Consider the following 24,333-nt stretch of genomic DNA (forward strand, 5'->3'; position numbering starts at 1 on the left):
CGCGGTAAAAGCTCAAGCAAAGAGCTTATAGGTGATCAAAACAAAGCACAGTGCAATCACCCAAAGCGCGATTCTCCCAGATCGCGTGTGACGCGCTTCGGCCTTGCCGATTGCCTTGGCGGTCTGCTCGTCAAAGCGAAGGCCGTTTGCCGCCATCGTATCGAACTCGCGCGAAAGGCGATCGGCACGCGCCACCAGATCCGGCGCCTGCCGGGCAAGGTGCAGGATCGCGTGGGCGCCGTCCCGCGCATCGATAAGGATGCCTTGCGGCCCGAGATTCTGTCTTATCCAGCCTCCGACAACCGGCTCCGACGCCTTCCACATGTTGAAATGCGGGTCGAGTGTGCGCGAAACGCCCTCCACCACCACCATTGTTTTCTGCAACATGACGAGTTCTGGACGGGTTTCCATGTCGAAGAGTTCTGTAACCTCGAAGAGCAAGGTCAAGAGCTTCGCCATGGAGATCGTTTCGGCCGGCTGGCCGTGTATCGGCTCGCCAATGGCGCGGATCGCCTGAGCGAAGCTCGCAACGTCATGGTGGTGCGGGACGTAGCCGGCCTCAAAATGAACTTCGGCGACGCGGGCATAATCGCGGGTGATGAAGCCATAGAGAATTTCGGCGAGAAACCGCCGTTCCTTCTTGCCGAGCCGGCCGGTAATGCCGAAATCCACGGCGACGATATGGCCTTCGTCATCGACGAAAAGGTTTCCCGGATGCATGTCGGCATGAAAGAAGCCGTCGCGCAGCGTGTGGCGCAGGAAGGACTGGATCAGCGTTTCAGCGAGGCCGATCAGATTGTGACCGGCCGCCCGCAGCCCCTCGATATCCGACATCTTGATGCCGTCGATCCATTCGAGCGTCAGCACATCCCGGCCTGTCCGCTCCCAGTCAACCTTCGGCACGCGAAAGCCGGGATCATCCTTGGTGTTCTCGCCGATCTCCGAAAGCGCCGCTGCTTCGAGACGCAGGTCCATCTCTATGCGCGTGGTCTGGGCGAGCGTGCGGGTGACTTCGATGGGCCGCAGGCGGCGCGTCGCCGGCACGTAGCGTTCCTGCCACTGCGCGACCAGGAAAAAGCTCTCAAGATCGTTGTTGAAGCGCTGCCGCACGCCCGGTCGTACCACCTTGACCGCCACCTTCTCAACCGCGCCAGCAACGTTGACATAGGCGGGATGCACCTGCGCAATCGATGCCGCCGCTATTGGTGCGTCAAAGCTTACATAAAGATCGTCGAGCCTCCGGCCGAGTGAACCTTCGATGGCCTTGACCGAGGCTTCCATCGGAAAGAAATCCAGCTGGTCCTGCAGCAACGCCAGATCGTCTGCAACTTCCGTGCCGACCACATCGGGACGCGTGGCCAGAAATTGCCCGAGCTTTACGTAGGATGGTCCGAGCTTATTGATGGCCCGTGACATGCGCTCCGAACGACGCGCGGTCATGGCGCGCCGGCGCGCCAGAAGGCCGGCGACGCGATGGCCAAAGGCGGGAAGACCGCTGAGGCCGTCCGCGGGCAATGCGGAAATCACGCCTTCACGCGTCATGATCCATCCGGCCCGCATCAGGCGGAATGTCGCTGCTAGCTTACTCATTCAGAATTCACAACTTCCAGCCGGAATGCAGGGCGGCCACTCCACCGGTGAAATTGCGCCAGGTAACGCGCTCAAATCCTGCCTTGCGGATCATTTCGCCGAAATCGGCCTGGCGCGGAAACTTGCGGATCGATTCGACAAGATACTGGTAGCTGTCGGCATCGCCGGTCACCGCCTTGCCGATCTTCGGGATGGCGTTGAACGACCAGGCATCATAGACCTTGTCGAGGATCGGCAGTTCCACCTCGGAAAACTCAAGGCACATGAAGCGCCCGCCCGGCTTCAAGACACGGAAGGCTTCGGCCAGGGCACGATCGATATGCGGAACGTTGCGGATACCGAACGCAATCGTATAGGCATCGAAGCTCGCATCGGCAAAGGGAAGCTCTTCGGCATTGGCTTCGACAAATTCGAGATTTTCCGCGAGGCCCTTCTTCACGGCGCGGTCGCGCCCGACGCCGAGCATGGAACCATTGATGTCGAGCACGGTTGCATGTGCGTTGCGGCCGGAGGCTTCCACGATCCGGAACGCGATGTCTCCGGTACCGCCGGCAACGTCAAGGACTTTCCAGTTGGCCGTGCGCGAAGGCGACAGCCAGGTAATCATCGAGTCCTTCCAGACCCGGTGCATGCCGCCCGACATGAGATCGTTCATCACGTCGTAGCGCTTGGCAACGCGGTGAAATACATCGTTGACACGCGACTGCTTTTCGCCGTCGCTGACGTCCTGAAACCCGAATGAAGTTTCCATGCCGCCATGGGCGCCGGTGCGTTGCTGGCTCATCTCGATTACCTGATCTACTCTATTTGCGGCGAACCATAGAAGATTAGTTCGCGCAACGCTATTGTCCTCTTGCGCGATGAAGCGACGCGTTTGTTGTCGGGTGGCTTGATGGTTCTGAAAGCTGAGTTGCACTGCCATATAGAAGGCGCCGCATCCGTGCCGCTGGTGCAGCGGAAGGCGGCAAAATACGGCGTCGATGTTTCCGGCTTCATTCAGGACGAGAAATTCGTTTGGGACGATTTCACGTCTTTCCTTCATGCCTATGACCAGGCATCCATGCTTTTTCGCACGGAAGAAGACTATGCCGACCTCGCCGAAGATTACCTTTTAGCGCTTAGCCGGCAGGATTGCATCTATTCCGAAGTGTTCATTTCCACTGATCACGCGATCAGCGCCGGTCTCGATCCGCGCGCCTACATCGAGGGCCTTGCCGAGGGCACGAGCCGCGCTAAGGCAGCAACCGGAATTGAGGGGCGCCTGATCGCGACGGGCCTGCGCCACAAGGGTCCCGAAGCCGTATTGGCGGCGGCCCGCTATATTGTGGAGAACCCGCATCCTCTGGTCACCGGCTTCGGCATGGCCGGAGACGAACGCATGCATCGCCCGGGTGATTTTGCCGCCGCGTTCAATCTCGCTCGCGACGCAGGTCTCGGCATAACAGTGCATGCGGGCGAGCTTTGCGGCTGGGAAAGCGTGGCCGCCGCGCTCGATGCCATCAAGCCCACGCGCATCGGCCATGGAGTGCGGGCCATCGAGAATCCGGACCTCGTCAAGCGCCTTGCCGCCGAGCAGATCGTCCTTGAATGCTGCCCGGGATCGAACATCGCGCTCGGCGTCTATCCTGACTTTGCCGCTCATCCCTTGCCGGCGCTGGCTCGCGCCGGCGTCCCGGTAACGCTCAATGCCGACGATCCGCCCTATTTCCATACGGATCTTACCCGCGAATATGCCATCGCGGCCAACAATTTTGGCTATGACGAGGCGGGCCTCGTCGCCGTGACCGAGACGGCCCTCAAGGCGGCATTCATCGACGAGGATACGAGGCGTTCATTGATCCAACGTCTCGCAGCGGACAAAACTGTGCGCGCTTCGGTTGAGATCTTTGCGGGACCGGCGCCGAAAGGCTAAGATCGCCGCGTAAAAGAGTGAAGGGGATTTCCATGGGCGTGACGCTCGTTTCTCATCCGCTTGTCCAGCACAAGCTAACCATCATGCGCGACAAGGATACCTCGACCGCCGGCTTCCGGCGGCTCCTGAAGGAAATTTCCCTGCTGCTCTGCTATGAAGTGACGCGCGACCTGCAATTGACCACGATCAAGATCCAGACGCCGCTGGCCGAGATGGATGCGCCGGTGATCGAGGGCAAGAAACTGGTCTTCGCCTCCATCCTGCGCGCCGGCAACGGCCTTCTCGAAGGCATGCTCGATCTGGTCCCGGCGGCGCGCGTTGCGCATATCGGGCTCTACCGCGATCACGAAACGCTGCAGCCGGTCGAATATTACTTCAAAGCGCCGGAAGACATCGTTAACCGGCTTATTATTGTCGTCGATCCGATGCTCGCAACGGCAAACTCCGCCATTGCCGCGATTCAGAAGCTGAAGGACCGCGGCGCGAGCAACATCCGCTTCCTGTGCCTCCTCGCGGCCCCCGAAGGTATCGAGCGCTTCACTACGGCGCATCCCGACGTGCAGGTCTTTACCGCGGCGATCGACGATCATTTGAACGAAAAGGGCTATATCGTGCCGGGTCTCGGCGATGCCGGCGATCGCATGTACGGGACGAAATAGCCTTCCGGGGAACCTCGCCCCTGCAAGGGGGACGTGAGATCACAAACTTCTGAAAGTTTGGTGCTTAACCACCGACGCGCCGCAGGACTGGGCTTACGGTGCGTGGCTTGCGTTCCGAAAAGCTGAACGCCTGCTCGATGGCGCGAACGCCTGCTGCCGCATCGTCGTCGCTGCGCGCATGGACCAATGCAATCGGCTCGCCCGCTTCCATTCTGGCACCAATCGGCTGCAGGTCGGTGATGCCGACGGCATGGTCGATGGGATCCTGGGGGCGGATGCGCCCGCCACCGAGCGCGACCACAGCGACGCCGATGCCGCGCGTATCGATTGACGAGACGAAGCCCAGGGCCGGCGCTTTCACTTCACGGGTAATGGGCGCAACCGGCAAATAGTGGCGGGGCCGCGCCATCAAATCGGTTGGACCGCCGAGGGCAGCCACCATGCGCCCGAAGATCTCCGCCGCCTTGCCGCTGTGAAGCGCTTCGCGGGCCTTCTCCATTGCCAGCTTGTGGTTGGCAGCCAGTTTGCCCGAAACCAGCATTTCGGCGGCAAGCGCAAGGGTCACATCCTCAAGCCTGCTGTCGCGCTTGTCGCCGGTCAGGAAATCGACGGCAATCTTGACCTCAACGGCATTTCCGGCCGCGAGAGCCAGCGGCTCGTTCATATCGGTGAGCAACGCCGTCGTCATGAGCCCGGCGCCCTGCGCCACCCCCACGATGCTTTCCGCGAGAGCGACGGCGTCGCGGGTCTTCGCCATGAACGCACCATTGCCAGCCTTGACGTCCAGCACCAGCGCGTTGAGCCCAGCCGACAGTTTCTTCGATAGGATCGAGGCGGTGATCAGCGGGATCGATTCCACCGTCGCGGTGACGTCGCGGATCGAATAAAAGCGCTTGTCGGCGGGCGCCAGGTTTGCCGTCTGGCCAATGATGGCGCAGCCCACGCTGTGCACCACCCGGCGAAACAAGGCATTGTCCGGCTGGCTGCGATAACCGGGGATCGCATCCATCTTGTCGAGAGTGCCGCCCGTGTGACCAAGCCCACGGCCGGAGATCATCGGCACATAGGCGCCGCAGGCCGCAGCAATCGGCGCCAGCATCAGCGAGACATTGTCGCCGACGCCGCCGGTGGAGTGCTTGTCGACGGCGGGTCCGGGCAAATCGGACCAATCGAGGATATCGCCGGAATCGCGCATGGCGAGGGTCAACGCCACAGCTTCGTCGCGCTTCATGCCGTTGAAGAAAACGGCCATGGCGAATGCAGCGACCTGGCCCTCGGTGATTGAGCCCGAACTCATGGCATTGACGAAAGCGGTGATGTCGGCGGCGTCGAGTGTCTCGCCATCGCGCTTGCGGCGAATGATTTCCTGGGGCAACAGCATGGGTCAGCCAATCTCCCGGATCAGCACCCGGATAATCTTCTGCAGGCGCGCGCCACCCATCGGTGCGATGTCCTTGGTTTCCTCGTGCGAGAGTTCAGCGCCGGTCATGCCGGCACCGTAATTGGTGACGACCGAGCAGGCCGCAACGCGCAGGCCGAAGAACCGGGCGAGAATGACTTCGGGCACTGTCGACATGCCGACCGCATCGGCGCCGAGCGTGCGGGCCATGCGAATTTCGGCCGGCGTTTCGAAGGATGGGCCGGAAAACCACATATAGACGCCGGAGGTGATCTTCTCTCCCGCCTCGCTGGCGGCAAGGATGATGGCGTCCCTGAGCTTCTGGTCATAGGCGGTGGTCATGCCGACAAAGCGTTGATCCGAGGGTTCGCCGATCAGCGGATTGAGCCCCGAATAGTTGATGTGATCGTCGATCAGCATGACGCTGCCCGGCGCAATATCGTGGCGCACCGAACCTGCGGCATTGGTGAGGATCAACATCTCGATGCCGAGGTCCGCAAGCGCTGCAATTACCGGGCGCATGACCGATGCATCGCCCTTCTCGTAGTAATGCGATCGCCCAGCTAGCATAAGGACCGGCTTGCCGGACAAATAACCGGCAACGACTTCTCCGGCATGGCCGGAGACGCCGCTATGCGGGAAGCCCGGCAGGTCGGCATAGGGGATACGGACCGGATTTTCGACGGCATCGACCAACGAGCCAAGCCCCGAACCGAGCACCAGTGCCACGCGCGGCGCAAGGCCATTGAGCTTCTTGATGAGAGCGCCGGTTGCAGGTGCGATCATGCGGCACCCACAGGGGCGAGAGCAACGTGATGGATGTTCATCATCCCTTTGCTCCTCCGAGGACTTCCGCTTCAAAGCCGAAGGGGAAAATCTCCTTCATCGTCAAGGTCTCGACAATCCCGTCATTGTCGCAAAGGTGGAGCAGCACATCGGGGCCGGCAAATTCCGCTAGCCGCTGGCGGCAGCCCCCACAGGGGGTGCATTTCGCCTTCTTCTCGGCGACGACAGCGATTTCGGTGATCGTGCCGCCGCCGCCCATGACGAAGTGTGAGAGCGCCGTCGTTTCGGCGCACCAGCCTTCCGGATAGGAGACAACCTCGATATTGCAACCCGAATAAATGCGCCCGTCGCTGGTGCGAATCGCGGCGCCAACCGGAAACTGCGAATAGGGCGAATGCGTCTTCTGCATCGCGGCATAGGCCGCGTCGAAAAGGTCCTTGCTGTTGGTCATCATCTTTCTTTCACGTAGGCAACGCCCCCGGCCTTGGGCGGGATCGCCTTGCCGATAAAGCCGGCGAGCAGCACGATGGTCAAAATATAGGGAAGCGCCTGCATCAATTGCACGGGCACCTCGCCGATCAGGGGCATGGGATGGCCCTGCATGCGAATGGCAACGGCATCGAGAAAGCCGAAGAGCAGGCAAGCGAACATTGCCTGCACCGGACGCCATTTGGCGAAGATCAATGCCGCAAGCGCTATGTAGCCCTTGCCGGCTGTCATGTCCTTGACGAAGCCGGCGCCCTGGGCGGTGGCAAGATAGGCACCGGCAACGCCGCAAAGCACGCCGCAGCAGATGACGGCACGATAGCGCAGCCAGGGCACCGATACGCCCGCGGTATCGACCGCCGCCGGGTTTTCGCCCACGGCACGCAAACGCAGGCCGAATCGCGTGCGGTAAAGCACCCACCAGGTGAACGGGACGAGCAAGAAGGCGAGATAGACCAGGATCGAATGACCCGAGATCAGTTCGTAATAGATCGGGCCGATGATCGGGACACCTCGCATTGCCTCGGCGCCCGGAAGATTGATCGGATTGAAACGTGCCGTATTCGGCAGGGACGGCGTGCGCCCGCCCTGGCTGAACCATGCCTGTCCGAGGATGACGGTGGTTCCCGCCGCGATGAAGTTGATGGCAACGCCCGAGACAATCTGGTTGCCGCGATGGGTGATCGAGGCAAAACCATGCACAAGACCGAGCGCGACGGATACGAGGACAGCAGCGAGAAGACCCGCCCAGGCGGAGCCGTACCAGGCCGCAACCGTGCCGGCCGCAAAGGCTCCGGCCAGCATCTTGCCCTCAAGCCCGATATCGAAGATCCCTGATCGCTCGGAATAGAGACCCGCCAGACAGGCGAGCAGCAGCGGCACAGAGAGGCGGATCGTTGAATCAAAGAGCTGCAGCAGGGTGATCAGAAAATCCATTATTGCCCGCCCCCAGCTGTAACCACCGATGCAGTCTCCCGCTTCACCCGGCCCACGCGCTGGAAAATGCGCTGCAACGAGGGGCGGAACATATGCTCGAGCGCACCGGCAAAAAGAATGACGAGACCCTGGATGATGACGATCATGTCGCGCGAGATATTGGGCATGTCGAAGGCGATTTCCGCGCCGCCCTGATAGAGCATACCGAAGAGAATTGCCGCGAGCACGATGCCGACCGGATGGGAACGTCCCATCAGCGCGACGGCGATGCCGACGAAACCCGCGCCTTGCACGAAATCGAGCTGCATGCGGTGCTGGGCGCCCATGATAGGGTTCAGCGCCATCATCCCGGCGAGGGCGCCGGAAATCATCATGGTGATAATGATGATCCGCAACTCGCTGATGCCTGCATAGCGGGCCGCCTTCGGGCTGAAGCCCATGGTGCGAATTTCATAGCCGAGCTTGGTGCGCCAGATCAGCAGCCAGACCAGGAAGGCGGCCAGAAGCGCGAGCAGGAAACTGATGTTGAGAGGGGCCGAGCGCATCTCGAGGCCGATGATATTGAGCAGCCAGCCGAGGCCCGGCAATTGGCCGCCGTCGCCGAAGACGCGGGTTTCAGGAGCCTGGCTGCCGAGCGGCTTCAGAACGCCGACCAGAAGGTAGACCATGATGCTGGCGGCAATGAAGTTGAACATGATCGTGGTGATGACGACATGTGAGCCGCGCTTTGCCTGCAGCCATGCCGGGATAAGGGCCCAGAGAGCGCCGACCAGTGCCGAGGCGAGGATCGCCAGAGGAAATACCAGCCACCAGGGCAGGGAATTGCCAAGTCCAAGACCAACAATGGTCACGCCCAGCCCGCCAATATAGGCCTGGCCCTCGCCGCCGATATTGAAGAGGCCGCAATGAAACGCGACTGCGACGCAAAGCCCGGTAAAGATGAAGTTGGTGGCGTAGTAGAGCGTGTAGCCGACACCGTCGCCGGAGCCGAAGGCGCCCTTTACCATCAGAACCGCTGCGTCGATCGGGCTTTCGCCGACAAGCATCACAACGAGGCCTGCCACAAGAAATGCAACGATCAGATTGATCAGCGGCAGAAGCCCGTAATCGGCCCAGGCAGGCAATTTGGCGAAGGGCTGGCTCATGGCAAGGTCTCGATGATCGCGTCAGTCATTGAAATGCGGGCATATTCGCCATCGAGAATGGCCAGTGACAGCGCATGCACGTCTTCGGCGCTCCATAGCTTGCCGCTCCGATCCTTGCGGTCGATGCTTGCGACCGCATCCTCGGGGATCGTCACCTCGAACCCGAGATTGCTGGCCATGCGCACCGTGGCATCGACAGAGTTTTCGAGAAGCACGCCGGCAATGACCAGGCTGCGGACCTGCAATTCGTCCAGCACATCCATCAGATCGGTGCCGATGAAGGCATTGTTGGTGCGTTTGTCGACGACGGGCTCGCCCAATTGCGGTTCGGCTTCCGGCTTGAAGTCATTGCCGTCAGTGCCGGGCCGGTAGGGGGATTGCGGATCGGTGGAATCGTGGCGGATGTGGATGACCGGCAAACGTCGCTCGCGCCAGGCGGCGAGCAAACGTGCTATCGCTGCCTCCGCACCGGGTTGGCCGCGCCGGCCCCATTTCGGATCATCAATCGCTTTTTGAACGTCGATGATGAGGAGTGCCTGGGTCGTCATTCGGCTGCTTCCTTCGCTTCGACACCCGCCATCAACAGTCCGAGCTCGCCTTCGCTGGCATCGGAATCCCTTTCGCCGACGATACGGCCGGCGAACATGACAAGAATGCGGTCCGAGAGGGAGCGTATCTCGTCAAGCTCGACGGAAACAAGAAGCACCGCCTTGCCGGCGTCGCGCATTTCGATGATGCGCTTGTGGATGAATTCGATGGCCCCGACATCGACGCCGCGCGTCGGCTGGCCGATAATGAGCACACCGGGATCGCGCTCCATCTCACGCGCAAGCACAATCTTCTGCTGGTTGCCGCCGGAGAAGTTCGCCGTCTTCAGGCGCGGATCGCCGGGACGGATATCGTATTTCTCGATCTTCTTGCGCGCGTCCGCCTGGATCGCCTCGATATCGAGAAACGGTCCGCGAAGATAAAGCGGGTCGTCATGGTAGCCGAGGATCGAGTTTTCATATTCCTCAAAGGCAAGGACGAGACCCATGTGGTGTCGGTCTTCCGGCACATGCGCGAGGCCGCGATCGCGCAGTTCGCCAGGGTCGGCGGCGCCGGTGATATCGATGACCTGGCCGTCGAGTAGCACGCGGCCCGAAATTGCCGTTCGAATCCCGGCGATGGTTTCGATAAGCTGCGACTGGCCGTTGCCGGCGACACCGGCAATGCCGACGATCTCGCCGGCGCGTACGGTGAAGGATGCGTCGTCCACCATGACGACGCCGCGGCTGTCGCGCACGGTGAGGTGCTCGACCGAGAGCTTGATCTCGCCCGGCTTTGCCTCGCCCTTCTTGACGCGCAGGAGCACGCGGCGGCCAACCATCAGTTCAGCGAGCTCCTCCACCGTCGTCTCGTCGGTCTTTCGCGTTGCCACGACGGAGCCCTGGCGCATGACCGACACATTGTCGGTCACCGCCATGATCTCGCGCAGCTTGTGCGTGATGAGCACGATGGTTTTGCCCTGATCCTTCAATTGTTCGAGAATGCGAAAAAGGTGATCCGCCTCGGGCGGCGTCAGAACCCCAGTCGGCTCGTCCAGAACCAGAATTTCCGCGCCGCGATAGAGCGCCTTCAAAATTTCCACCCGCTGCTGCAAGCCAACGGGCAGTTCCTCGATCAGCGCGTCCGGATCGACATCGAGCTGGTATTCGCGCTCGAGCCGCTTCAGTTCCGCCCTTGCCTTGGCAATGCCGTTCTTCAGGAGCGGCGCGCCCTCGACGCCGAGCATGACATTTTCGAGGACCGTAAAGTTCTCGACCAGCATGAAATGTTGATGCACCATGCCGATACCAAGGCCGATGGCGGCATTCGGATCGGGAATCTTCACCGGCACGCCGTTAATGCGGATCTCGCCGCTGTCAGCCTGGTAAAAACCATAGAGAATCGACATCAGCGTCGATTTGCCGGCGCCGTTCTCGCCGATAATGCCGTGGATCGTGCCCTTTTCGACAAGCATATGGATGTCGCGATTGGCGTGCACGGCACCAAAGCGCTTATCAATTCCAACAAGTTCGATTGCCGGTTCGGCCATATCCCCATCCGCTGTTTCGCAGCTTTTATCGTCTTTTCGCGTTTCGACCCTAACACGGGATTTTTTTCTTTCCAGTCAAGAACGCAAGATTCAACAGCCATCGGGCGACGCGCCTTGCACCGGGATCGCCCACCGCCTAGAGAGTAAACCGCACGGCAATGGAGACGAGCAATGACGACGGAAGACCGGCCAGATCGTTTGACGCGCCTCGAGATTATCGTCACCGAGCAGGAGAAGACCATTGAGGAACTTTCCGGCCAGATCACCGAGCAGTGGAAGACAATCGAAGCCATGCGCCGCCAGCTCGGGGCGTTGACCGACCGCTTCCTTGTTCTCGAAGAACAGGCGACACCGGATATCCCAATTACCAAACCACCGCATTATTGAGATGGACAATCAGGCTTTGGCCTTGATCGCTTCCGCCATCAGCTTCACGCCGAGGGCGCCCATGACCGCGCCGGCGCCGCGGTCGATCCAGCGTTTCAAGCGCATATAGACGAGGCGGGCGCGCGTACCCGAAAAGGCGAGTGCCACGATCGTGTACCATCCGGCCTCGACGCAAAAGAGCATGGGCGGAAGTGCGAGAAGCAGCCAGAGAGGCGGCGATTGCGGCATGAGAGCGGCAAAGATGCTGGCATAGACGATCGACGTCTTCGGATTGCTGAGCTGGGTGAAAAGGCCGACGAGAAATGCCCGCCGCACGGAAAGACCTCTGCCCTCGCCGCTCGGACCCGGCACAGCGAGCGGTTCGGATGCGCCGCGCCAAATCTTGATGGCAAGGTAGACAAGATAGGCCCCACCGAGAAGCTTCAATACCACGTAAAGCCATTCGAACTTGAGCAGCAGCGCAGTTAGTCCAAGGACGGCGAGCGCCGCAAAGAACGCGCCCCCGACCCCCATGCCGAGCGCCGATGCGAGCCCATGGCTTCGCGATGATGCGACGGAAATGCGCGAGACGAGGACAAAACTGGGGCCCGGGCTCATTGCGCCGATGGCGATGGCGGCGAGAATGCTGAGGAGTACGGCAAAAGCAGTCACGGCGAGCTCCTTGGTTTGAATGCGCCCAGTACTAACGACGAAGCCGCCGGATGTCACTATCGGCGGCTTCTCAAGTGCTATGGATTAACGCTTACTTGTAGGGGCAGGCATTGTCCGTGTTGTAGTTGTGAACCTTGATCTTGCCGGAGATGATATCGGCCTTGGCCGCCTCAACCGCCGTCTTGACGTCATCGGTCAAAAGCTTGGCGTTGTTTTCATCCGCCGCATAATCGACGCCGCCTTCCTTGACACCAAGGACATTGACACCCGCGGTGAATTTGCCGTCAGCGCCGTCCTTGAAGGCATTATAGGTTGCAACGTCGACGCGCTTCATCATCGACGTCAATACTTTGCCCGGATGCAGGCCGTTCTGGTTGGAATCGACACCAATTGCGAGCTTGTCCGCATCAGCGGCGGCCTGCAGCACACCGATGCCGGTGCCGCCAGCGGCAGCAAAGACCACATCCGAGCCCTGGTCGATCTGTGACTTGGCGATTTCGCCGCCCTTGGCCGGATCGTTCCATGCAGCCGGGGTATCACCGGTCATGTTCTGGATGACCTTTGCATCCGGGTTCGTGGCCTTGACACCGCCGACATAGCCGCAGGCGAAATTGCGGATGAGCGGAACGTCCATGCCGCCGATGAAGCTGACCGTCCCGGTCTTCGAAGCCTTGGCGGCGATCACGCCGACGAGGTAGGAGCCCTCATTGTCGTTGAAGACGACGGAGCGAACATTGGGCTTCTCGACGACCGCATCGATGATGACGAACTTGGTATCAGGAAATTCCGTTGCGACCTTTTCGATCGCGGCTGCGGCTGAGAAACCGGCGATGACGATCGGCGAGTTGCCGTCAGAAGCAAACTTGCGCAGGGCCTGTTCGCGCTGTGCCTCGTTCTGGATTTCGAACTCGCGATATTTGACGCCCGAGTCCGTCTTGTACTTCTCGGCGCCGTTGAACGCGGCCTCGTTGAATGATTTGTCGAACTTGCCGCCCAGATCATAGATCACGGCCGGCTTGTCATCGGCGGCAAAAGCCGAGACTGACAATGCTGTAGCGGCCATGAGACCGAGAAGAATGCGCTTCATTTGAACCAACCCTCTGGATTTTTGTTGAAAGAACCAACCTGCCGTCGATCCTCGAAATCGTGGCGGCAACCCACGATGGCCCCCGCCCCAAAATTCAATCTGGCATGCCCGCAGGCAAAATTCACGCGGAATTTTGCTGACCGGTCAAATATTGCGCAAATATCGAGTTATGTCAGTTGGTTAGATCGGATCAGCGGGCTGCAAAGCGCCCTGCCCGCTGCTCGCGCCGGTGGCCGAGCGTGTAAAGCACAAAAGCCAGCGCCGCGAAGATGATGAAGGTCGGCGTTTCGAACATCCAGAGCATCAGGGGATCCCATAGCATGGGATAGAGATGCGAGCGGATATAGTCTTCGGCTGGGACGAGGGTTGAAGGCGAGAAGGACTGCCAGCTGTCGCGCAGCGACGTCATGACCAGACGCGACGCCCCGACGGAACGGGCAGCGTCCAGGACTGCGGCGATAATCGCCAGGCTCAGGGAAATATAGGCAAGCAGCCTTAGAAACGCACGGATCACTCAACCACTCCAGAATCTTGCGGCCTGATCGCGATCGGGCCGACAGGCATCGCCGGCGATCATAAGAGGACACGAATGAACGCGACCTTACCGGCATTTTGACGGCACGTGATGAAATTTTCGCGAAAACTCCCAGTAAAATCAGCGTCAAATTTGAGAAATTGCGGCAAAGCGAGATAAAACTGAAATAGGTGTTGAACAAGTGCCTGTTCTGACTATATTGCGCGCCGCACGGGGTCGCTGTCGGCTAACCATCGACAGCGTCGTGCATGCTTCAAAAAAGAGTGACCGGTGGTTTGACGGTGCTCACGGCCGGCATTTGCGGCCGATATTATCGACCCGCCTGGCAGATGCCGGACGTTCTGCGGAGAGGTGGCCGAGTGGTTGAAGGCGCACGCCTGGAAAGTGTGTTTACGTCAAAAGCGTAACGCGGGTTCGAATCCCGCTCTCTCCGCCATTAAAATTTGTCAACTATTTGACTATTAATCACTTTCAGCCGAGGGATCATTTCGCTCTGCACCTTTTCCTGCACCTTGACTGCGAGCTGTTCGCTACTTTGCGCTGACAGACAATTCCCGAACGAGCGGTAGCGTTCTTGCAAAAGGGGATCATCCTCCGCGCGTTGGCCAGAAGTAAGAAACGGCACCAGCAGGGAAGATCATGTCCGCCGTTCGAGGTAAGCATAGATCATTCCACTTGTTGGCCATGCCTTCCCGCGCCGCCCACGCCGAAATTAGTGCATCCAGCTCATGCTCGTTTTTGATCACGCCGTTTGACAAAGCCGTTTTTCCGATAAACCAATCCATTGCCAGCGCAACCTGTGATTTAGAGTAGCTTGAGCCGTAGAGGGCATGAAACAAGACTTTTGGATGGGTTTCAGTGAGGAGCATTCGCGGCCACTGCTCCCGCAAGCGGATCGCCAAGCCTACGCCGCCGACGGCCATGGCTCCAAACAGCGAATTGGGTGACATGACACTCGAATTAGCGCCGGGATGTGTTTGCTTTAGGTACAGATCGGCATTGCGCCAGCCAGAAGGACCATCGCTCCAGTGCAGTAATGTATCGATGCCCGCTATGGCGGGTTCCTCTTTGCCACATTCGGAAATCGCCCAATTCATGGCCTCGGCGATGGTGCTTACCGTTGCGGTTGAGAAGGATGACGCTCTAAGGATGCAGCAACCAAAGCCCTTGGCGCCCCCCGGATCAAAACCAAGAACAATCATTTTCGCTTTCAGAAGCCCGAACACAGTTGACACTAGTACATTAGACGAAGCGAAGATCGATCCCCTCGACGTTCGTTGAACATCAGCTAGTCAAACTAATTTTCGGATAGTTCACCAACCTGCCAACTCTGCGTACCGTTGCCTTGCGATAACTATCCTTATCAGCGCCGTGATGAAACCGTCGATGACAGGTTGGGCATGCTGCAACAGCATTATCTGCGCCATCTGGTCCCCCCTCAGCTAGCGGTCGGACATGATGAACCTCTAGATATGGTTCACCGTCTTCGCGAACAAATGGTGCGGGTGTGCCGCATGCTTCGCATATGCCTCCTGCTTTCACTAAGACCCAGGCAATCACGTTAGGATCGCGAATGAAACGGGTCGTGATATTTTCAGTCTTGGTACCGCTGGAAGGACTGCTGGGCGGCGGAGAGGCCGGATCGACCTTAATCTTCTTGCGTGCCGACATAACGCGCGTCTGCAGGTTTTCCGCGTTTGCAGTTGGGAGTTCCGGGACATCTTGACGCTGCCAAACCAAATTAATCATTGGCAGTAGCCGCGAGGTAACGCGGGTGCCAACATTTCGTCGTGGCTGATAGCCAATCAGGATCGGCAGCCCCAATCTCTCCAAGACGGCAGATATATTGGCCATGCGAAATTCATAAGCGCCGCTAGACCGAGAGGACAAAGCATCTTGCAAAACTGAATTTCGCTTTTCAGTCTTGTTGATTTTCTGTCCACCCTCTTCACCCATCTGCATTTCGCGATAAGCAATCACGCAGGCAAGAAGCTCCGCGTCCGTCCAATCGCCTAGTTTTTCTGTTTCTGCCAAAGTTTCCTCCGTCTACGCTCACACTCGAACTTAGTTTATTACGGTTATGAGTGGGGGGTTATGAATGTGGCGTCGGAATTATGCGACCGGGTGAAATACCACCCCGAGGCTGTCGCAAAATGCTCGAATGGTGATGTGTGCATCCATGAAACGCGAAGCTTGAAGTTCTTCGGGCGACAACGACGATGCCGAGATAATCGCCCCCCTAGCAAGGTTCATCGTATCTCGGGCCTCTTCATTCTCCATTGCGATTTTAATGGCTTGAGCCGTGGCGATAATGTGATCGTAAAACTTCATTGGCTCTTGAGTGAACCGTTCGTTGAAAATCGCGTCAATTCCGGGGCTGGAGATGTCTTCAGGCTCCGAAAAAGCTGTTCCGAGCATTCCTTTCTCCGCATAGGTATATCGCAGATGATTGTTGAGGCGCTCAACCGACACCAAATTGCTTTGGTCAATGATCGCCTTTGCCTTGGCGAACGTAAACAATTCGGAGTTAGTTGCGAAAGCGGGTGATGCATATACGACTGCAGCACGTCCCGCTGCGACACTGTGTAGGCCTGCAAGTGCGGATTGTTGATGCGCTAATATTTTATACTCGAAGTAAGGACGCAACCAGTGGCTTCGGTACTTCCCTCTTGATCCAGCGATAAAATTTGGCCTCTTGTATTGCAGGAAGAAATTCAACCTGAAATCGGGTAGATGCTTGCCTATGTGTTGGGCAAAATCGTCCACTTCGCGCAGCGTTATACCTGGTGTTCCGCCCAAAAGCCCGGGCAGAGGATAACCAAACAATAGCTCAAAGTACGGCCAGGGCAGATCAAACGCAGCGTCAAATCCGAGAACTTTTTCTGCAACTTGACCCGGAGAAAACGACATGTTTGTGCGTTGGTGAAGTTCGCAGTTGAAATAGTTTTCATATGTTTTCTCTTCAAAATCAATCACTTGCTAGCCCGAGGTTGCTTTAGATTGTTGCTCGATGCGGACACAATGTCGTGGAGTTGTTGGAAAACAATTAACGGGTCTAGTTGCAACCGTCGTACATCGCATATCTAGCAGTCGGCCTTCGATTGACTTATCGAGGCGAACTGTGCGCGCCATTCTTCCTCGGATAACTCGAGCAGCTGCGTCGGTAATGGTGCTGGCCGGTGCATAACCACCTGCTCGGCTCGGTCGATCAGGAGACCGTGGATTTTCGCAATTAAGGCCAACGCTGCGGTAGCTGCTGCATATTTCCCGTCAGCCATTGCTTGTCGTTTGATCTCGAACAGGTCGTGGGTCAGGCCTTCGACAGTGACCATGGTTCTGGCTTGCACCTCGATCTGCAATTCTGCCACTCTCTGCACAACCTGAGCATTTCTGAGCAGTTTTGCGGCATTCACTTCGGCGGCATTGCCAGTAGCGCGGTAGACGTTGCTGTAGGCACGCGAGGCCGGGCCGCCCCGAACAACGTCCTGAGCGAATGCCTCCCATCTGAGGTTTGAAAGTGCGGACATGTCCGAAGATACAATGAGAGGTCGATTGGGGATAGACGGTTGCTCTTTCGCTATTGAACAAACGCGTACCTGAACCAATGGTGTCATTATCGCATACGGAGATAAATTCTACATCATGATTTAACCAGCGGGTGATCTGATCGCTTATGCTCTCTGTGAAGATATGGCTGGGCTAACTGTCCGCGTATTATGCAGAGCCTTTGGAAAGAATTGGGGAAGCTATGGAAACAGTTAAATCCGCAAGTGAGAATTCGGCTGAAGCGCCGGGCGATATCAGTTCAGAGGACAAAGATCGTTATATAGAGATATGGAAGAAAGCCGTAGAAACGCAGATGCATTTCAACGAAATGTCTGGGAAATCGCGCCAATTGGGGCTGACGTTCGTAGCGGCCGCTCTCGGCGTCGCAGTGGTCATGGTGGCGAGAGGCGACGACTTTGCGCTATCCTTCTTCAATTGGAAGATACACGTTGGCGTTTTACTGATTTTGGCCGCGACGGCGGCGATATTCGGTGTGCGCGTTCTCGATCTCAATGTGTATCATCGCATGCTTCGCGGCGCAGTCACATTCGGAGAGGATTTCGAGAAGAATTATATGAGCAAAATTTTTAACCTGAACAAGGGCATGACACAGGCCATTTCGCACTTCAGCAGGTTTGACGACGCGTCAGTGAACAAGGACGGCCCTAAGTACGTCTATTGTGGCTCCAGTTCACTGACGGCCGAAAAAAAGATAATATGGTTTTACAATGTCACTACGTTGTTCCTCGTTATTGCCGCTCTTGGTCTGTTTTTGATAAATAATTTTGCGCAACCATCCAGCAAAGTTTCAGCTCGAGTAATTCTGGATCAATCCACCAACGAGAAGCCTACCGATGGTGACATTGTTCTGCCTACAGGGCCTTCCCAAGCGAAGTAGCGAACAATGCGTAAAAAGCTTCTCATCTGCGATCTTGATAATACGTTATACGATTGGGTCGCATACTTTGTTGACGCATTTTACGCGTTGGCTGATGAGGTAGTCAGGATCACGAATTGTGACCGCGAACTACTTCTCGATGATTTTCGCGAGGTCCATCGAACGCACCACGATGCAGAGCATCCGTTTGCGGTACTAGAAACGAAAGCGATTGCCACTATTTTCCCGGAGAAGTCGAGAGCCGAAATCGCACAAATTCTGGACCCCGCGCTTCATGCCTTTAATTCGAGGCGTAAGCGAAGTCTCGCGCTCTATGCGGAGGTGCGCGAGACGCTAGACGCTCTTCGACAAAACAACGTCACCTTGGTAGCTCACACCGAAAGTAAGCTGTACGCAGTAGTTGATCGGTTATCACGGCTAGAATTGGTGGAGTACTTCAACCACATTTATTGTCGTGAGCGATCCAATTCCTTACACCCTAGCGGTGACGGTGCATGGGACTACCTCTCGAATTTCCCTATGGATAAGGTCATCGAGCTATCCCACCATCAACGAAAGCCCAACGAACGTGTTTTACTGGAGATATGCGCTCGAGAAGGGGTTTCTCCAAAGGATACTGCTTACGTTGGCGACAGCATGAGCCGCGATGTCCTCATGGCGAAGAGAGCGAATGTCTACGCAATATGGGCCAAATACGGAACCAACCATAACGAGACCGACTATCAACGTCTTGTGCGGGTGTCCCACTGGACAGACGAGGACATAAGACGCGAAAAAACATTGGCCATCGAGGTTTCATCCATTTCACCGGACTATATCGCGGAGAACTCATTTGCGGAGGTGATGAACGCGCTCTCAGACTAATAGGGCTAACTTGAGCCAATAATTAGGGGAATTCCTGGACGTGGTAGTCACCGCGCGCCAATGATCCCTAAACTCCTATCGGCCCAACGCTGGAATGCAACAGCCCCGCCATTACTTGCCCGCCCAATTCCCAAAAGCCCGGGCAAAACCTCGGCGGAAGTTCATGGGTACATCCCTTAGCGCTGCTTCCGCCGCTTTTTCCTATCCCTGGGCCTGCGCCTGCTTGTCTAGCCTCTCCTGCATTCCCTTGGGCGTTCCCGGGTAGAACTCAATCGGATGTTCGCACACATAGTCCTCAATCTCGCCCGCGAAGATGACCAACTCCACGGCAATCTTTCCGAACTCTTGGCCAAACTTGTTGATCTGCACCCAGTTCCAGCGCACACCCTTTCCGGCCATTGCCTTGCCGAACTCCTCAAGCTTCCAGAAGTTCGGAACGACGTAGCTGACGTGGTTGCCCGCCTTGTCGGGGATCGCGACCCGCGAAAAGTGGATCAGCTTATTGCGGATTTGAGACTTGTCTTTGATACGCTTGTACAACGCATCCCATTTGTCCAAATTGGCTTTATCCAGACGCGCCGACAGCATGGCGGCATGTACCATGTTAAAGCGAGGGGTGAAATTACCCGCCGCAAGGTACGCATTCCTTGCAACGGGGTGGTTAATCCCGCCGAACGTTGCGCAAAACACATGGCCCAGATTGTCCTCAAGCTGGTTCCACCACGCGATAGCCCCTCCGATTGCGTTGTTCAGGTCCTGTTCGTTTCCTAAATTCTGCTGGTGCTGATCCGCCATATGCCGTTGTCCTCTGGAGGGAATGTGACGGGCATAGTAACAGCGGCTTTTGGTCGCGCTGGCTGGGATATCGCACTGTCCACACCTATTCCGGGCTGGGCATCCGCTAGCCTGCTATTGGCTGCAGTATTGGCTTCCAATAGTCTGTCAAAAGACCGTTGCAGGTGAGAGGCACCAAATCCACTGTCTCGATATGCGAGAAACCCTCAGGGGAAAAATTCTTGGAGATGGCCGCTTTTGCGGCATCGGTATTTGGCACTGACATCCCAATTGAGGTGCCAAATACCCTCCGCCGCAATCCGCCGTTATCCATGGTCATCAGTTCCATGTTCATATCGCCATAGGAAAAGCCGAGAAACACGACGCACTGGGCGCGCGTTAGGCGGTCCCGCATGGTGTCGAGCACGGTTTCCTGTTCCACACGCTCCGTAAAGGTACGGAGTTGTTTGGCTGCCGTGAGCAACAAGTTCCAGTTCGCGGTTTGTCCATAAGCGCATCCCCCGTCGATGGGGTTCTGCCACGGCAACCTACCTACCTGACCGTATGGATGAATTATCTCAAGTTGCTGTGTTAACTGTTGAGCCTCCTCCAACGACATTCGGAGGTAGTTTGCTAGGGAATTCGCAACGTAGTGCTCAATGCATCGATCATAGTTGAAGGTGATGATTGAGACGTTGTCGAAGATCGTGTCTATGTCCCTCAAAGCCACATTCGCATGCGCCATCTTACAGAAGGTGTTGTGCCAGCTGTCGTCTTTGATTTCCCTGAAATCAAGCGGCCCATCAGCATCGGGGTCGAGGTAGATTTTACTGTTATGCTCAGCTTCTAGGATGCTCGCGGCAATTCCCAGCTTGCCCATAAGGACGATCCTTGCATCCTCAGAGTGAGTATGGAGATAATTATCAATAGACAGCGCACTGGGCATTGCCTTGGCAACGTCTCGACCAGCCCAGAGGTAGGGGTCAATGTTGGGTGTAAGCCCGTTTTCGTCTCGCAGGTTAATGAGAGTACTGAAAATGTTTTTGTCCCCGCTGACGCATCCCCGACCGCGCTGAACGTCCAAATCCAACTTGTCAGCGATGATACCCTTGAGTCTCTCGCCAACGGGTAGACCAACCTCATGGCTGGCCCCTGCCCCGACTACGAAAACAGTCCGATTGCTAAACACATATGGCTCCATGTCGGTCTTTGGGGGCGAGGAGAGCACGAGAGCATTGCATTCTACAAGAGTGCCACCTTGTCTCTACACAACTGTTCTATTACTACGAGCTACTGCGGCGATGCGGGTAGCCGAGCATCTAGACAACATCGCGATCTTCCGCATGTAGATCAACACCTTGTCCCCAACTCGTGAACGCGCCGTATGAGTATCGTGTGGGCCCCTCTTGCCCCATACCCCCGGCCTTCCGGCAATGCCCCTGAGGGCGTCCTGGATAGCGCTGCAATCTTACATCGGGAGAAGGAGGTCTAGCCTGTTACCTAGGGACCGCATGTTTGTCGGCCGCCGCGAACTACCATAGAGCACAGCGGACACAGAGGATTTTTCTATACACCCCCATAGACGATGCTCTACTGCCTTCCTCAGGATAGTGTTCTGTTCTGTCCTCTGTGGTTATGCTCTGTGGTCATTGCTCTTCCCTGTGCCACTCAATCCGGCCCTTCCAGTTCATTTTCCCTCGCATCCAGCCCAATTGCTCCAATATGCTGGCAATGCGGCGCTGATCGGCGGTTCCGATACGCTGCGTCTCGATGTAGAGCGCGTTGCGCGCGACATCGAAAATCGTCGTCGTTAAGTGTGTCGTGAGGTAGTCGGCCACAGGCTCGTGCCAAGCGTCGGCCTCAAAGCGCGCCTCCTGTTGGGGCTTGACATGTTCATGCTCGAACTTCTGATCCGGCCACCACGCACTGCCCGCTTCGTAAAGTCGAACCGCCTCGGCAAACAGCTGGTCGCGGTCAGTGCGTAAGGCGATAACATCGATACTGCCGGTCTTTACCGGCCAGAACCGCCTGCCGCCGCTCGCGTCCTTAAGGTAAAGGCTCTGATTGGTCGTGCCTATGAAACAACACTGGCGCGGCTGGATGACCTCCACGCGTCCATAGCTGGGCCGATAGCGCTCGTCCTGCCTTGTCAGGAAGGCTTTGAGCGTGCTCGTCTCGGCCTTCGACATGGCAGAAAGCTCACTGATCTCAATCAACCATTTACCGTTCAAATGCTGCGACACATCCTTGCTCTGCGAGATGTCCGGTAAATTGTCGCTGTACCACTCACCGGCCAATACGGCGCAAGCTTGCGACTTTTTCGATCCCTGTGTGCCTTCCAACACCATCATGTGATCGCATTTGCAACCAGGCCGCATGACCCGCGCTACCATTGAGGTCAAAAACATTTCACCAATTTGCTCGGTATAATCATTGCGTTCTGCAACGCCAAAATAATCGACGAGCATAGACGACAGCCTCTGCTCGCCGTCCCATTCGAGGCTTCCAAGATAGTTACGCACCGGATGGTAGGCGTTGTCTCTTGCCACTATGTCGACAGCCTGAAAGGTTGGGTCCTTCCCCAACTTACCAAGACCATTACGCTGCAGATAAATTTGGATGATGCCGACGTCCCTATCGGTGACCGGGCGCATCAGAAACGCGTCCTCCCCGGGCAGCGCCTTTAGCATGGGAAGCTGCATCATCTCGTCGTAGGCGAGTATCCCGGCGAGTTCGTCGGCCTCGCGCAAAGCGGTGACTGCATTGGCGAGCACCGGTAGCAGGGCTCCGCCGCTACCGACTACACAGCGTTCGTGCCAACCCGGCACACCCGCTGCCTCGCGCCACTTTAAGACGCTTCTACGGTTCATAGCGGCGGCCACAAGTTGCGCATTTCACGCGCCAGCTCGGCAGCTTCGAAAAATTGGCTGGCGCTCAAACCATAACGACGGCGACAGGCATTGAGCGCTTCCATAGTTTTTAGGTTGCCATTGCGGCGCAGCCAAAGCGCCGCACTGTTGACCCGGAACTCGGCGTGTGGATCGGCCACGGGAACTTTTCGGGCCGGAAATGCTTCGTTTGGCATTAGTAACCTCCCTCAACGAGGGGCCGTCCGGAGGCTTTGCGCGGGAGGTCGAGAATGTGCTATAAGTCAACCACTTTAGAGTGACTTGCAATTTCCCGACCCGTCGTGCGGCGACATCCGCCCGGCGGGTTTGATTTTACCATCTGCTGCCGATCGGATGGCTCGGCGCAAACTGCTGCTTGAGTTTGGTTGGCTGGCTAAGGTTAGAAACAGGCGGACCGAGATCGGCTGGCAATTCGGCCAACCACTGCTCGGCGTCCATCTTGCGAATGACCGTCTTCCTGCCGATTTTCCGGAATGGTAGACGGCCGGATTGAAGCTCACGGTAAAGCGTGGTCAATCCGATGTTCAGGTAAACGCATGCCTCCCGCGTTGAGAGCGCGGCACGATCTTCTATGGCGGGTGCGGGTTCCCGCCGTAATTCTCGCTCGATGGCAACCATGGGAGATCACTCCTCTGAAAATGACTACGATGACCAGAGGTTGCCCACATAGGTTGGGAAAGTCTAATAAAATCAAGGGACATCAATTGTTCGAATTGGCGTCCTTCCTTTCAATCGACCCTACTTTGATCCAGTGGATTTCCGCCGCAGGCGCCTCACTTGGCGGGTGGAACGGGCCAATTGGTTGGCCATATCGCGTTCTGCATTTTTGACCATAGCGCCCTCGGCAACCGCAGCCCTTACCGATGCCGCAACAGCATCGCTGCGGAAATCATTCCCCCGGTTTCCCCGGCTGCGATATTTGAACACGACGCGTCGAACGCCTGCCAGCCCTTGGTCATCGTCGGGAACGATCTGGGGGGCGACGAGCCTAACGATGCCCGGCGGGGGATTTCGCCGTTCCAAAACCTCGACAAGCGACCAGCTGCATTCCCAATGCAGCAGGCTCCCCGCCTTAGGAAAAAGAGGGGGGAGCGGCATGCCTTGTGCATCGGTCTCGACAAAGCCGAGCAGCAGCATTCGGGCTTTGGCGATGGGGGACATATGAAAATAGCGGAAGTGTTCGCGGAACTCCTGTTCCATTGCCTTTTGCAGTTTGGGATTTGCCTCACTGGCAATCCGCCCCCCAATGTGCCGCAGCATCGCTCGGTTCTCATCGGCAGATGCGTCGGTATTGGCGGGTTGGGCATAGCTGGCGGCGTCAAGCGCCTCGACGTGCGCGTCGATCTCGATGTCGCGTGCCGGGTTGGGGTAATCCTTCCGGCCGAGATTTAATTTGAAACAAATTCCCGTCTGGTTAACGGGAACATCCAGCATGTCGGCGAGCACGCCGTGGAGTGCGTCGCCGGAAGCACGCAGCCTCTCGACAAAGAGCGCGCAGACGGCGTCAGCGCCGCCGGTTGTCGCGAGAGCTTCGATGTAGGCGAGCGCCAGCTCCTTGTTCTGGAGCGGCTGGAGTTGGTCAGGAACGTCTTCGGTCAATGCGCTGCACCTTGCGCCGCACCGTAGGATATCGCAGGGACCCCGGCGGTGCATGCCGGGGTTGTCGGATGGCCGTCCTATCCCTGCACTGCC

27 protein-coding genes and 1 tRNA gene are annotated in these 24,333 nt (G+C 57.5%); 6 read left to right on the forward strand and 22 right to left on the reverse strand.

Annotated features, from left to right (window positions below; all coding sequences use genetic code 11):
* Nucleotides 1-12 precede the first annotated feature (12 nt).
* Entirely contained in the window at nt 13-1,590 is a 1,578-nt protein-coding gene (ubiB, locus tag BR48_RS0107290; RefSeq protein WP_027230685.1) for a 2-polyprenylphenol 6-hydroxylase, read from the reverse strand.
* 7 nt (nt 1,591-1,597) lie between these two features.
* Nucleotides 1,598-2,374 carry a bifunctional demethylmenaquinone methyltransferase/2-methoxy-6-polyprenyl-1,4-benzoquinol methylase UbiE gene (gene ubiE, locus BR48_RS0107295; RefSeq protein ID WP_027230686.1) on the reverse strand — a complete coding sequence of 259 codons (777 nt, stop codon included), beginning with the start codon at nt 2,372-2,374 and terminating at the stop codon, nt 1,598-1,600.
* 108 nt (nt 2,375-2,482) lie between these two features.
* Between ubiE and BR48_RS24095 the strand changes: the two genes are divergently transcribed.
* Both BR48_RS24095 and upp read left to right on the forward strand, forming a co-directional pair.
* Nucleotides 2,483-3,502 carry an adenosine deaminase gene (locus tag BR48_RS24095; RefSeq protein ID WP_051614666.1) on the forward strand — a complete coding sequence of 340 codons (1,020 nt, stop codon included), beginning with the start codon at nt 2,483-2,485 and terminating at the stop codon, nt 3,500-3,502.
* A gap of 32 nt (nt 3,503-3,534) precedes the next feature.
* Nucleotides 3,535-4,161, forward strand: a complete 627-nt coding sequence (gene upp, locus BR48_RS0107305; RefSeq protein WP_027230687.1) for a uracil phosphoribosyltransferase — start codon at nt 3,535-3,537, stop codon at nt 4,159-4,161.
* A 64-nt stretch (nt 4,162-4,225) separates the two neighbouring features.
* Here upp and deoA read toward each other — a convergent pair whose 3' ends face one another.
* Genes deoA through BR48_RS0107340 form a run of 7 tightly spaced genes read right to left on the reverse strand, consistent with a single transcriptional unit; the run spans nt 4,226 to nt 10,990 of the window.
* The gene (gene deoA, locus BR48_RS0107310; protein WP_027230688.1) at nt 4,226-5,539 is read right to left on the reverse strand and encodes a thymidine phosphorylase; all 1,314 of its coding nucleotides are present in this window, start codon (nt 5,537-5,539) and stop codon (nt 4,226-4,228) included.
* 6 nt (nt 5,540-5,545) lie between these two features.
* Nucleotides 5,546-6,346 carry a purine-nucleoside phosphorylase gene (locus tag BR48_RS0107315; RefSeq protein ID WP_027230689.1) on the reverse strand — a complete coding sequence of 267 codons (801 nt, stop codon included), beginning with the start codon at nt 6,344-6,346 and terminating at the stop codon, nt 5,546-5,548.
* Nucleotides 6,347-6,386: 40 nt separating this feature from the next.
* Entirely contained in the window at nt 6,387-6,797 is a 411-nt protein-coding gene (locus tag BR48_RS0107320) for a cytidine deaminase (protein ID WP_027230690.1), read from the reverse strand.
* Nucleotides 6,797-7,768, reverse strand: a complete 972-nt coding sequence (locus BR48_RS0107325; protein WP_027230691.1) for an ABC transporter permease — start codon at nt 7,766-7,768, stop codon at nt 6,797-6,799. Before BR48_RS0107325 ends, BR48_RS0107320 begins: the two co-directional genes overlap by 1 nt.
* On the reverse strand, nt 7,768-8,913 hold the full coding sequence (locus BR48_RS0107330; protein WP_027230692.1) for an ABC transporter permease: 1,146 nt from the start codon (nt 8,911-8,913) through the stop codon (nt 7,768-7,770). Before BR48_RS0107330 ends, BR48_RS0107325 begins: the two co-directional genes overlap by 1 nt.
* Nucleotides 8,910-9,461: a cysteine hydrolase family protein gene (locus BR48_RS0107335; protein WP_027230693.1), complete on the reverse strand. Its 552-nt coding sequence runs from the start codon at nt 9,459-9,461 to the stop codon at nt 8,910-8,912. The genes BR48_RS0107330 and BR48_RS0107335 overlap by 4 nt, the downstream gene beginning before the upstream one ends.
* Nucleotides 9,458-10,990 (reverse strand): ABC transporter ATP-binding protein, encoded by a 1,533-nt coding sequence (locus tag BR48_RS0107340; protein ID WP_027230694.1) that lies wholly within the window; start codon nt 10,988-10,990, stop codon nt 9,458-9,460. The genes BR48_RS0107335 and BR48_RS0107340 overlap by 4 nt, the downstream gene beginning before the upstream one ends.
* Nucleotides 10,991-11,161: 171 nt before the next feature.
* Here BR48_RS0107340 and BR48_RS0107345 point away from each other — a divergent pair, with 171 nt between their 5' ends.
* A complete protein-coding gene (locus BR48_RS0107345) occupies nt 11,162-11,377 on the forward strand; it encodes a SlyX family protein (RefSeq protein ID WP_027230695.1) in 216 nt (71 codons plus the stop codon).
* Between the two features lie 9 nt (nt 11,378-11,386).
* On the opposite strand, the gene BR48_RS0107350 is transcribed toward BR48_RS0107345, so the two are convergent.
* The 3 genes from BR48_RS0107350 to BR48_RS0107360 form a co-directional block, all read right to left on the reverse strand.
* Complete coding sequence (locus tag BR48_RS0107350; protein WP_027230696.1) at nt 11,387-12,028, reverse strand: LysE family transporter; 642 nt, start codon at nt 12,026-12,028, stop codon at nt 11,387-11,389.
* A 91-nt stretch (nt 12,029-12,119) separates the two neighbouring features.
* Complete coding sequence (locus tag BR48_RS0107355; protein ID WP_027230697.1) at nt 12,120-13,115, reverse strand: BMP family ABC transporter substrate-binding protein; 996 nt, start codon at nt 13,113-13,115, stop codon at nt 12,120-12,122.
* A 190-nt stretch (nt 13,116-13,305) separates the two neighbouring features.
* The gene (locus BR48_RS0107360) at nt 13,306-13,629 is read right to left on the reverse strand and encodes a hypothetical protein (RefSeq protein WP_027230698.1); all 324 of its coding nucleotides are present in this window, start codon (nt 13,627-13,629) and stop codon (nt 13,306-13,308) included.
* 366 nt (nt 13,630-13,995) lie between these two features.
* Between BR48_RS0107360 and BR48_RS0107365 the strand changes: the two genes are divergently transcribed.
* Nucleotides 13,996-14,086 (forward strand) — tRNA-Ser (locus BR48_RS0107365).
* A 151-nt stretch (nt 14,087-14,237) separates the two neighbouring features.
* Here the strand turns inward: BR48_RS0107365 and BR48_RS0107370 are convergent.
* The 4 genes from BR48_RS0107370 to BR48_RS0107385 all read right to left on the reverse strand — a co-directional run bounded on the left by BR48_RS0107370 (nt 14,238) and on the right by BR48_RS0107385 (nt 17,177).
* Nucleotides 14,238-14,852, reverse strand: a complete 615-nt coding sequence (locus BR48_RS0107370; protein ID WP_027230699.1) for a DUF429 domain-containing protein — start codon at nt 14,850-14,852, stop codon at nt 14,238-14,240.
* Between the two features lie 82 nt (nt 14,853-14,934).
* The gene (locus tag BR48_RS25780; RefSeq protein ID WP_081815788.1) at nt 14,935-15,684 is read right to left on the reverse strand and encodes an HNH endonuclease signature motif containing protein; all 750 of its coding nucleotides are present in this window, start codon (nt 15,682-15,684) and stop codon (nt 14,935-14,937) included.
* A gap of 78 nt (nt 15,685-15,762) precedes the next feature.
* Complete coding sequence (locus BR48_RS0107380) at nt 15,763-16,626, reverse strand: hypothetical protein (protein ID WP_155810825.1); 864 nt, start codon at nt 16,624-16,626, stop codon at nt 15,763-15,765.
* Between the two features lie 107 nt (nt 16,627-16,733).
* Nucleotides 16,734-17,177: a hypothetical protein gene (locus BR48_RS0107385; RefSeq protein WP_027230701.1), complete on the reverse strand. Its 444-nt coding sequence runs from the start codon at nt 17,175-17,177 to the stop codon at nt 16,734-16,736.
* A 221-nt stretch (nt 17,178-17,398) separates the two neighbouring features.
* Between BR48_RS0107385 and BR48_RS0107390 the strand changes: the two genes are divergently transcribed.
* Nucleotides 17,399-18,094, forward strand: a complete 696-nt coding sequence (locus BR48_RS0107390) for a hypothetical protein (protein ID WP_027230702.1) — start codon at nt 17,399-17,401, stop codon at nt 18,092-18,094.
* Between the two features lie 6 nt (nt 18,095-18,100).
* Nucleotides 18,101-18,958, forward strand: coding sequence for an HAD-IA family hydrolase (locus tag BR48_RS0107395; RefSeq protein ID WP_027230703.1), 858 nt, complete (start codon nt 18,101-18,103; stop codon nt 18,956-18,958).
* Between the two features lie 201 nt (nt 18,959-19,159).
* Here the strand turns inward: BR48_RS0107395 and BR48_RS0107400 are convergent, their stop codons facing one another.
* From BR48_RS0107400 to BR48_RS0107425, 6 genes are all read right to left on the reverse strand, one after another.
* Nucleotides 19,160-19,753 carry a hypothetical protein gene (locus tag BR48_RS0107400; RefSeq protein ID WP_027230704.1) on the reverse strand — a complete coding sequence of 198 codons (594 nt, stop codon included), beginning with the start codon at nt 19,751-19,753 and terminating at the stop codon, nt 19,160-19,162.
* A gap of 106 nt (nt 19,754-19,859) precedes the next feature.
* Nucleotides 19,860-20,612 (reverse strand): SIR2 family protein, encoded by a 753-nt coding sequence (locus tag BR48_RS0107405; RefSeq protein ID WP_197030335.1) that lies wholly within the window; start codon nt 20,610-20,612, stop codon nt 19,860-19,862.
* 766 nt (nt 20,613-21,378) lie between these two features.
* Nucleotides 21,379-22,506 (reverse strand): virulence-associated E family protein, encoded by a 1,128-nt coding sequence (locus tag BR48_RS0107410; RefSeq protein WP_245273359.1) that lies wholly within the window; start codon nt 22,504-22,506, stop codon nt 21,379-21,381.
* Nucleotides 22,507-22,598: 92 nt separating this feature from the next.
* Nucleotides 22,599-22,817, reverse strand: a complete 219-nt coding sequence (locus BR48_RS0107415; RefSeq protein WP_027230707.1) for a hypothetical protein — start codon at nt 22,815-22,817, stop codon at nt 22,599-22,601.
* A 136-nt stretch (nt 22,818-22,953) separates the two neighbouring features.
* Nucleotides 22,954-23,259, reverse strand: a complete 306-nt coding sequence (locus BR48_RS24100; protein WP_036813508.1) for a helix-turn-helix domain-containing protein — start codon at nt 23,257-23,259, stop codon at nt 22,954-22,956.
* A gap of 120 nt (nt 23,260-23,379) precedes the next feature.
* Nucleotides 23,380-24,240: a hypothetical protein gene (locus BR48_RS0107425; RefSeq protein ID WP_027230708.1), complete on the reverse strand. Its 861-nt coding sequence runs from the start codon at nt 24,238-24,240 to the stop codon at nt 23,380-23,382.
* Between the last annotated feature and the right edge of the window lie 93 nt (nt 24,241-24,333).

Origin of the sequence: Phyllobacterium sp. UNC302MFCol5.2 (assembly GCF_000686005.1) — a bacterium.
GTDB classification, from domain to species: Bacteria; Pseudomonadota; Alphaproteobacteria; order Rhizobiales; family Rhizobiaceae; genus Phyllobacterium; species Phyllobacterium pellucidum.

Excerpts from the sequence above, each read along its gene's own strand:
- ubiB (WP_027230685.1), bottom strand. The coding sequence starts at position 1,590 with ATGAGTAAGCTAGCAGCGACATTCCGCCTGATGCGGGCCGGATGGATC.
- ubiE (WP_027230686.1), bottom strand. The coding sequence starts at position 2,374 with ATGAGCCAGCAACGCACCGGCGCCCATGGCGGCATGGAAACTTCATTC.
- BR48_RS24095 (WP_051614666.1), top strand. The coding sequence starts at position 2,483 with ATGGTTCTGAAAGCTGAGTTGCACTGCCATATAGAAGGCGCCGCATCC.
- upp (WP_027230687.1), top strand. The coding sequence starts at position 3,535 with ATGGGCGTGACGCTCGTTTCTCATCCGCTTGTCCAGCACAAGCTAACC.
- BR48_RS0107315 (WP_027230689.1), bottom strand. The coding sequence starts at position 6,346 with ATGATCGCACCTGCAACCGGCGCTCTCATCAAGAAGCTCAATGGCCTT.
- BR48_RS0107320 (WP_027230690.1), bottom strand. The coding sequence starts at position 6,797 with ATGACCAACAGCAAGGACCTTTTCGACGCGGCCTATGCCGCGATGCAG.
- BR48_RS0107325 (WP_027230691.1), bottom strand. The coding sequence starts at position 7,768 with ATGGATTTTCTGATCACCCTGCTGCAGCTCTTTGATTCAACGATCCGC.
- BR48_RS0107330 (WP_027230692.1), bottom strand. The coding sequence starts at position 8,913 with ATGAGCCAGCCCTTCGCCAAATTGCCTGCCTGGGCCGATTACGGGCTT.
- BR48_RS0107335 (WP_027230693.1), bottom strand. The coding sequence starts at position 9,461 with ATGACGACCCAGGCACTCCTCATCATCGACGTTCAAAAAGCGATTGAT.
- BR48_RS0107340 (WP_027230694.1), bottom strand. The coding sequence starts at position 10,990 with ATGGCCGAACCGGCAATCGAACTTGTTGGAATTGATAAGCGCTTTGGT.
- BR48_RS0107345 (WP_027230695.1), top strand. The coding sequence starts at position 11,162 with ATGACGACGGAAGACCGGCCAGATCGTTTGACGCGCCTCGAGATTATC.
- BR48_RS0107355 (WP_027230697.1), bottom strand. The coding sequence starts at position 13,115 with ATGAAGCGCATTCTTCTCGGTCTCATGGCCGCTACAGCATTGTCAGTC.
- BR48_RS0107370 (WP_027230699.1), bottom strand. The coding sequence starts at position 14,852 with ATGATTGTTCTTGGTTTTGATCCGGGGGGCGCCAAGGGCTTTGGTTGC.
- BR48_RS0107385 (WP_027230701.1), bottom strand. The coding sequence starts at position 17,177 with ATGTCCGCACTTTCAAACCTCAGATGGGAGGCATTCGCTCAGGACGTT.
- BR48_RS0107390 (WP_027230702.1), top strand. The coding sequence starts at position 17,399 with ATGGAAACAGTTAAATCCGCAAGTGAGAATTCGGCTGAAGCGCCGGGC.
- BR48_RS0107395 (WP_027230703.1), top strand. The coding sequence starts at position 18,101 with ATGCGTAAAAAGCTTCTCATCTGCGATCTTGATAATACGTTATACGAT.
- BR48_RS0107400 (WP_027230704.1), bottom strand. The coding sequence starts at position 19,753 with ATGGCGGATCAGCACCAGCAGAATTTAGGAAACGAACAGGACCTGAAC.
- BR48_RS0107405 (WP_197030335.1), bottom strand. The coding sequence starts at position 20,612 with ATGGGCAAGCTGGGAATTGCCGCGAGCATCCTAGAAGCTGAGCATAAC.
- BR48_RS0107415 (WP_027230707.1), bottom strand. The coding sequence starts at position 22,817 with ATGCCAAACGAAGCATTTCCGGCCCGAAAAGTTCCCGTGGCCGATCCA.
- BR48_RS24100 (WP_036813508.1), bottom strand. The coding sequence starts at position 23,259 with ATGGTTGCCATCGAGCGAGAATTACGGCGGGAACCCGCACCCGCCATA.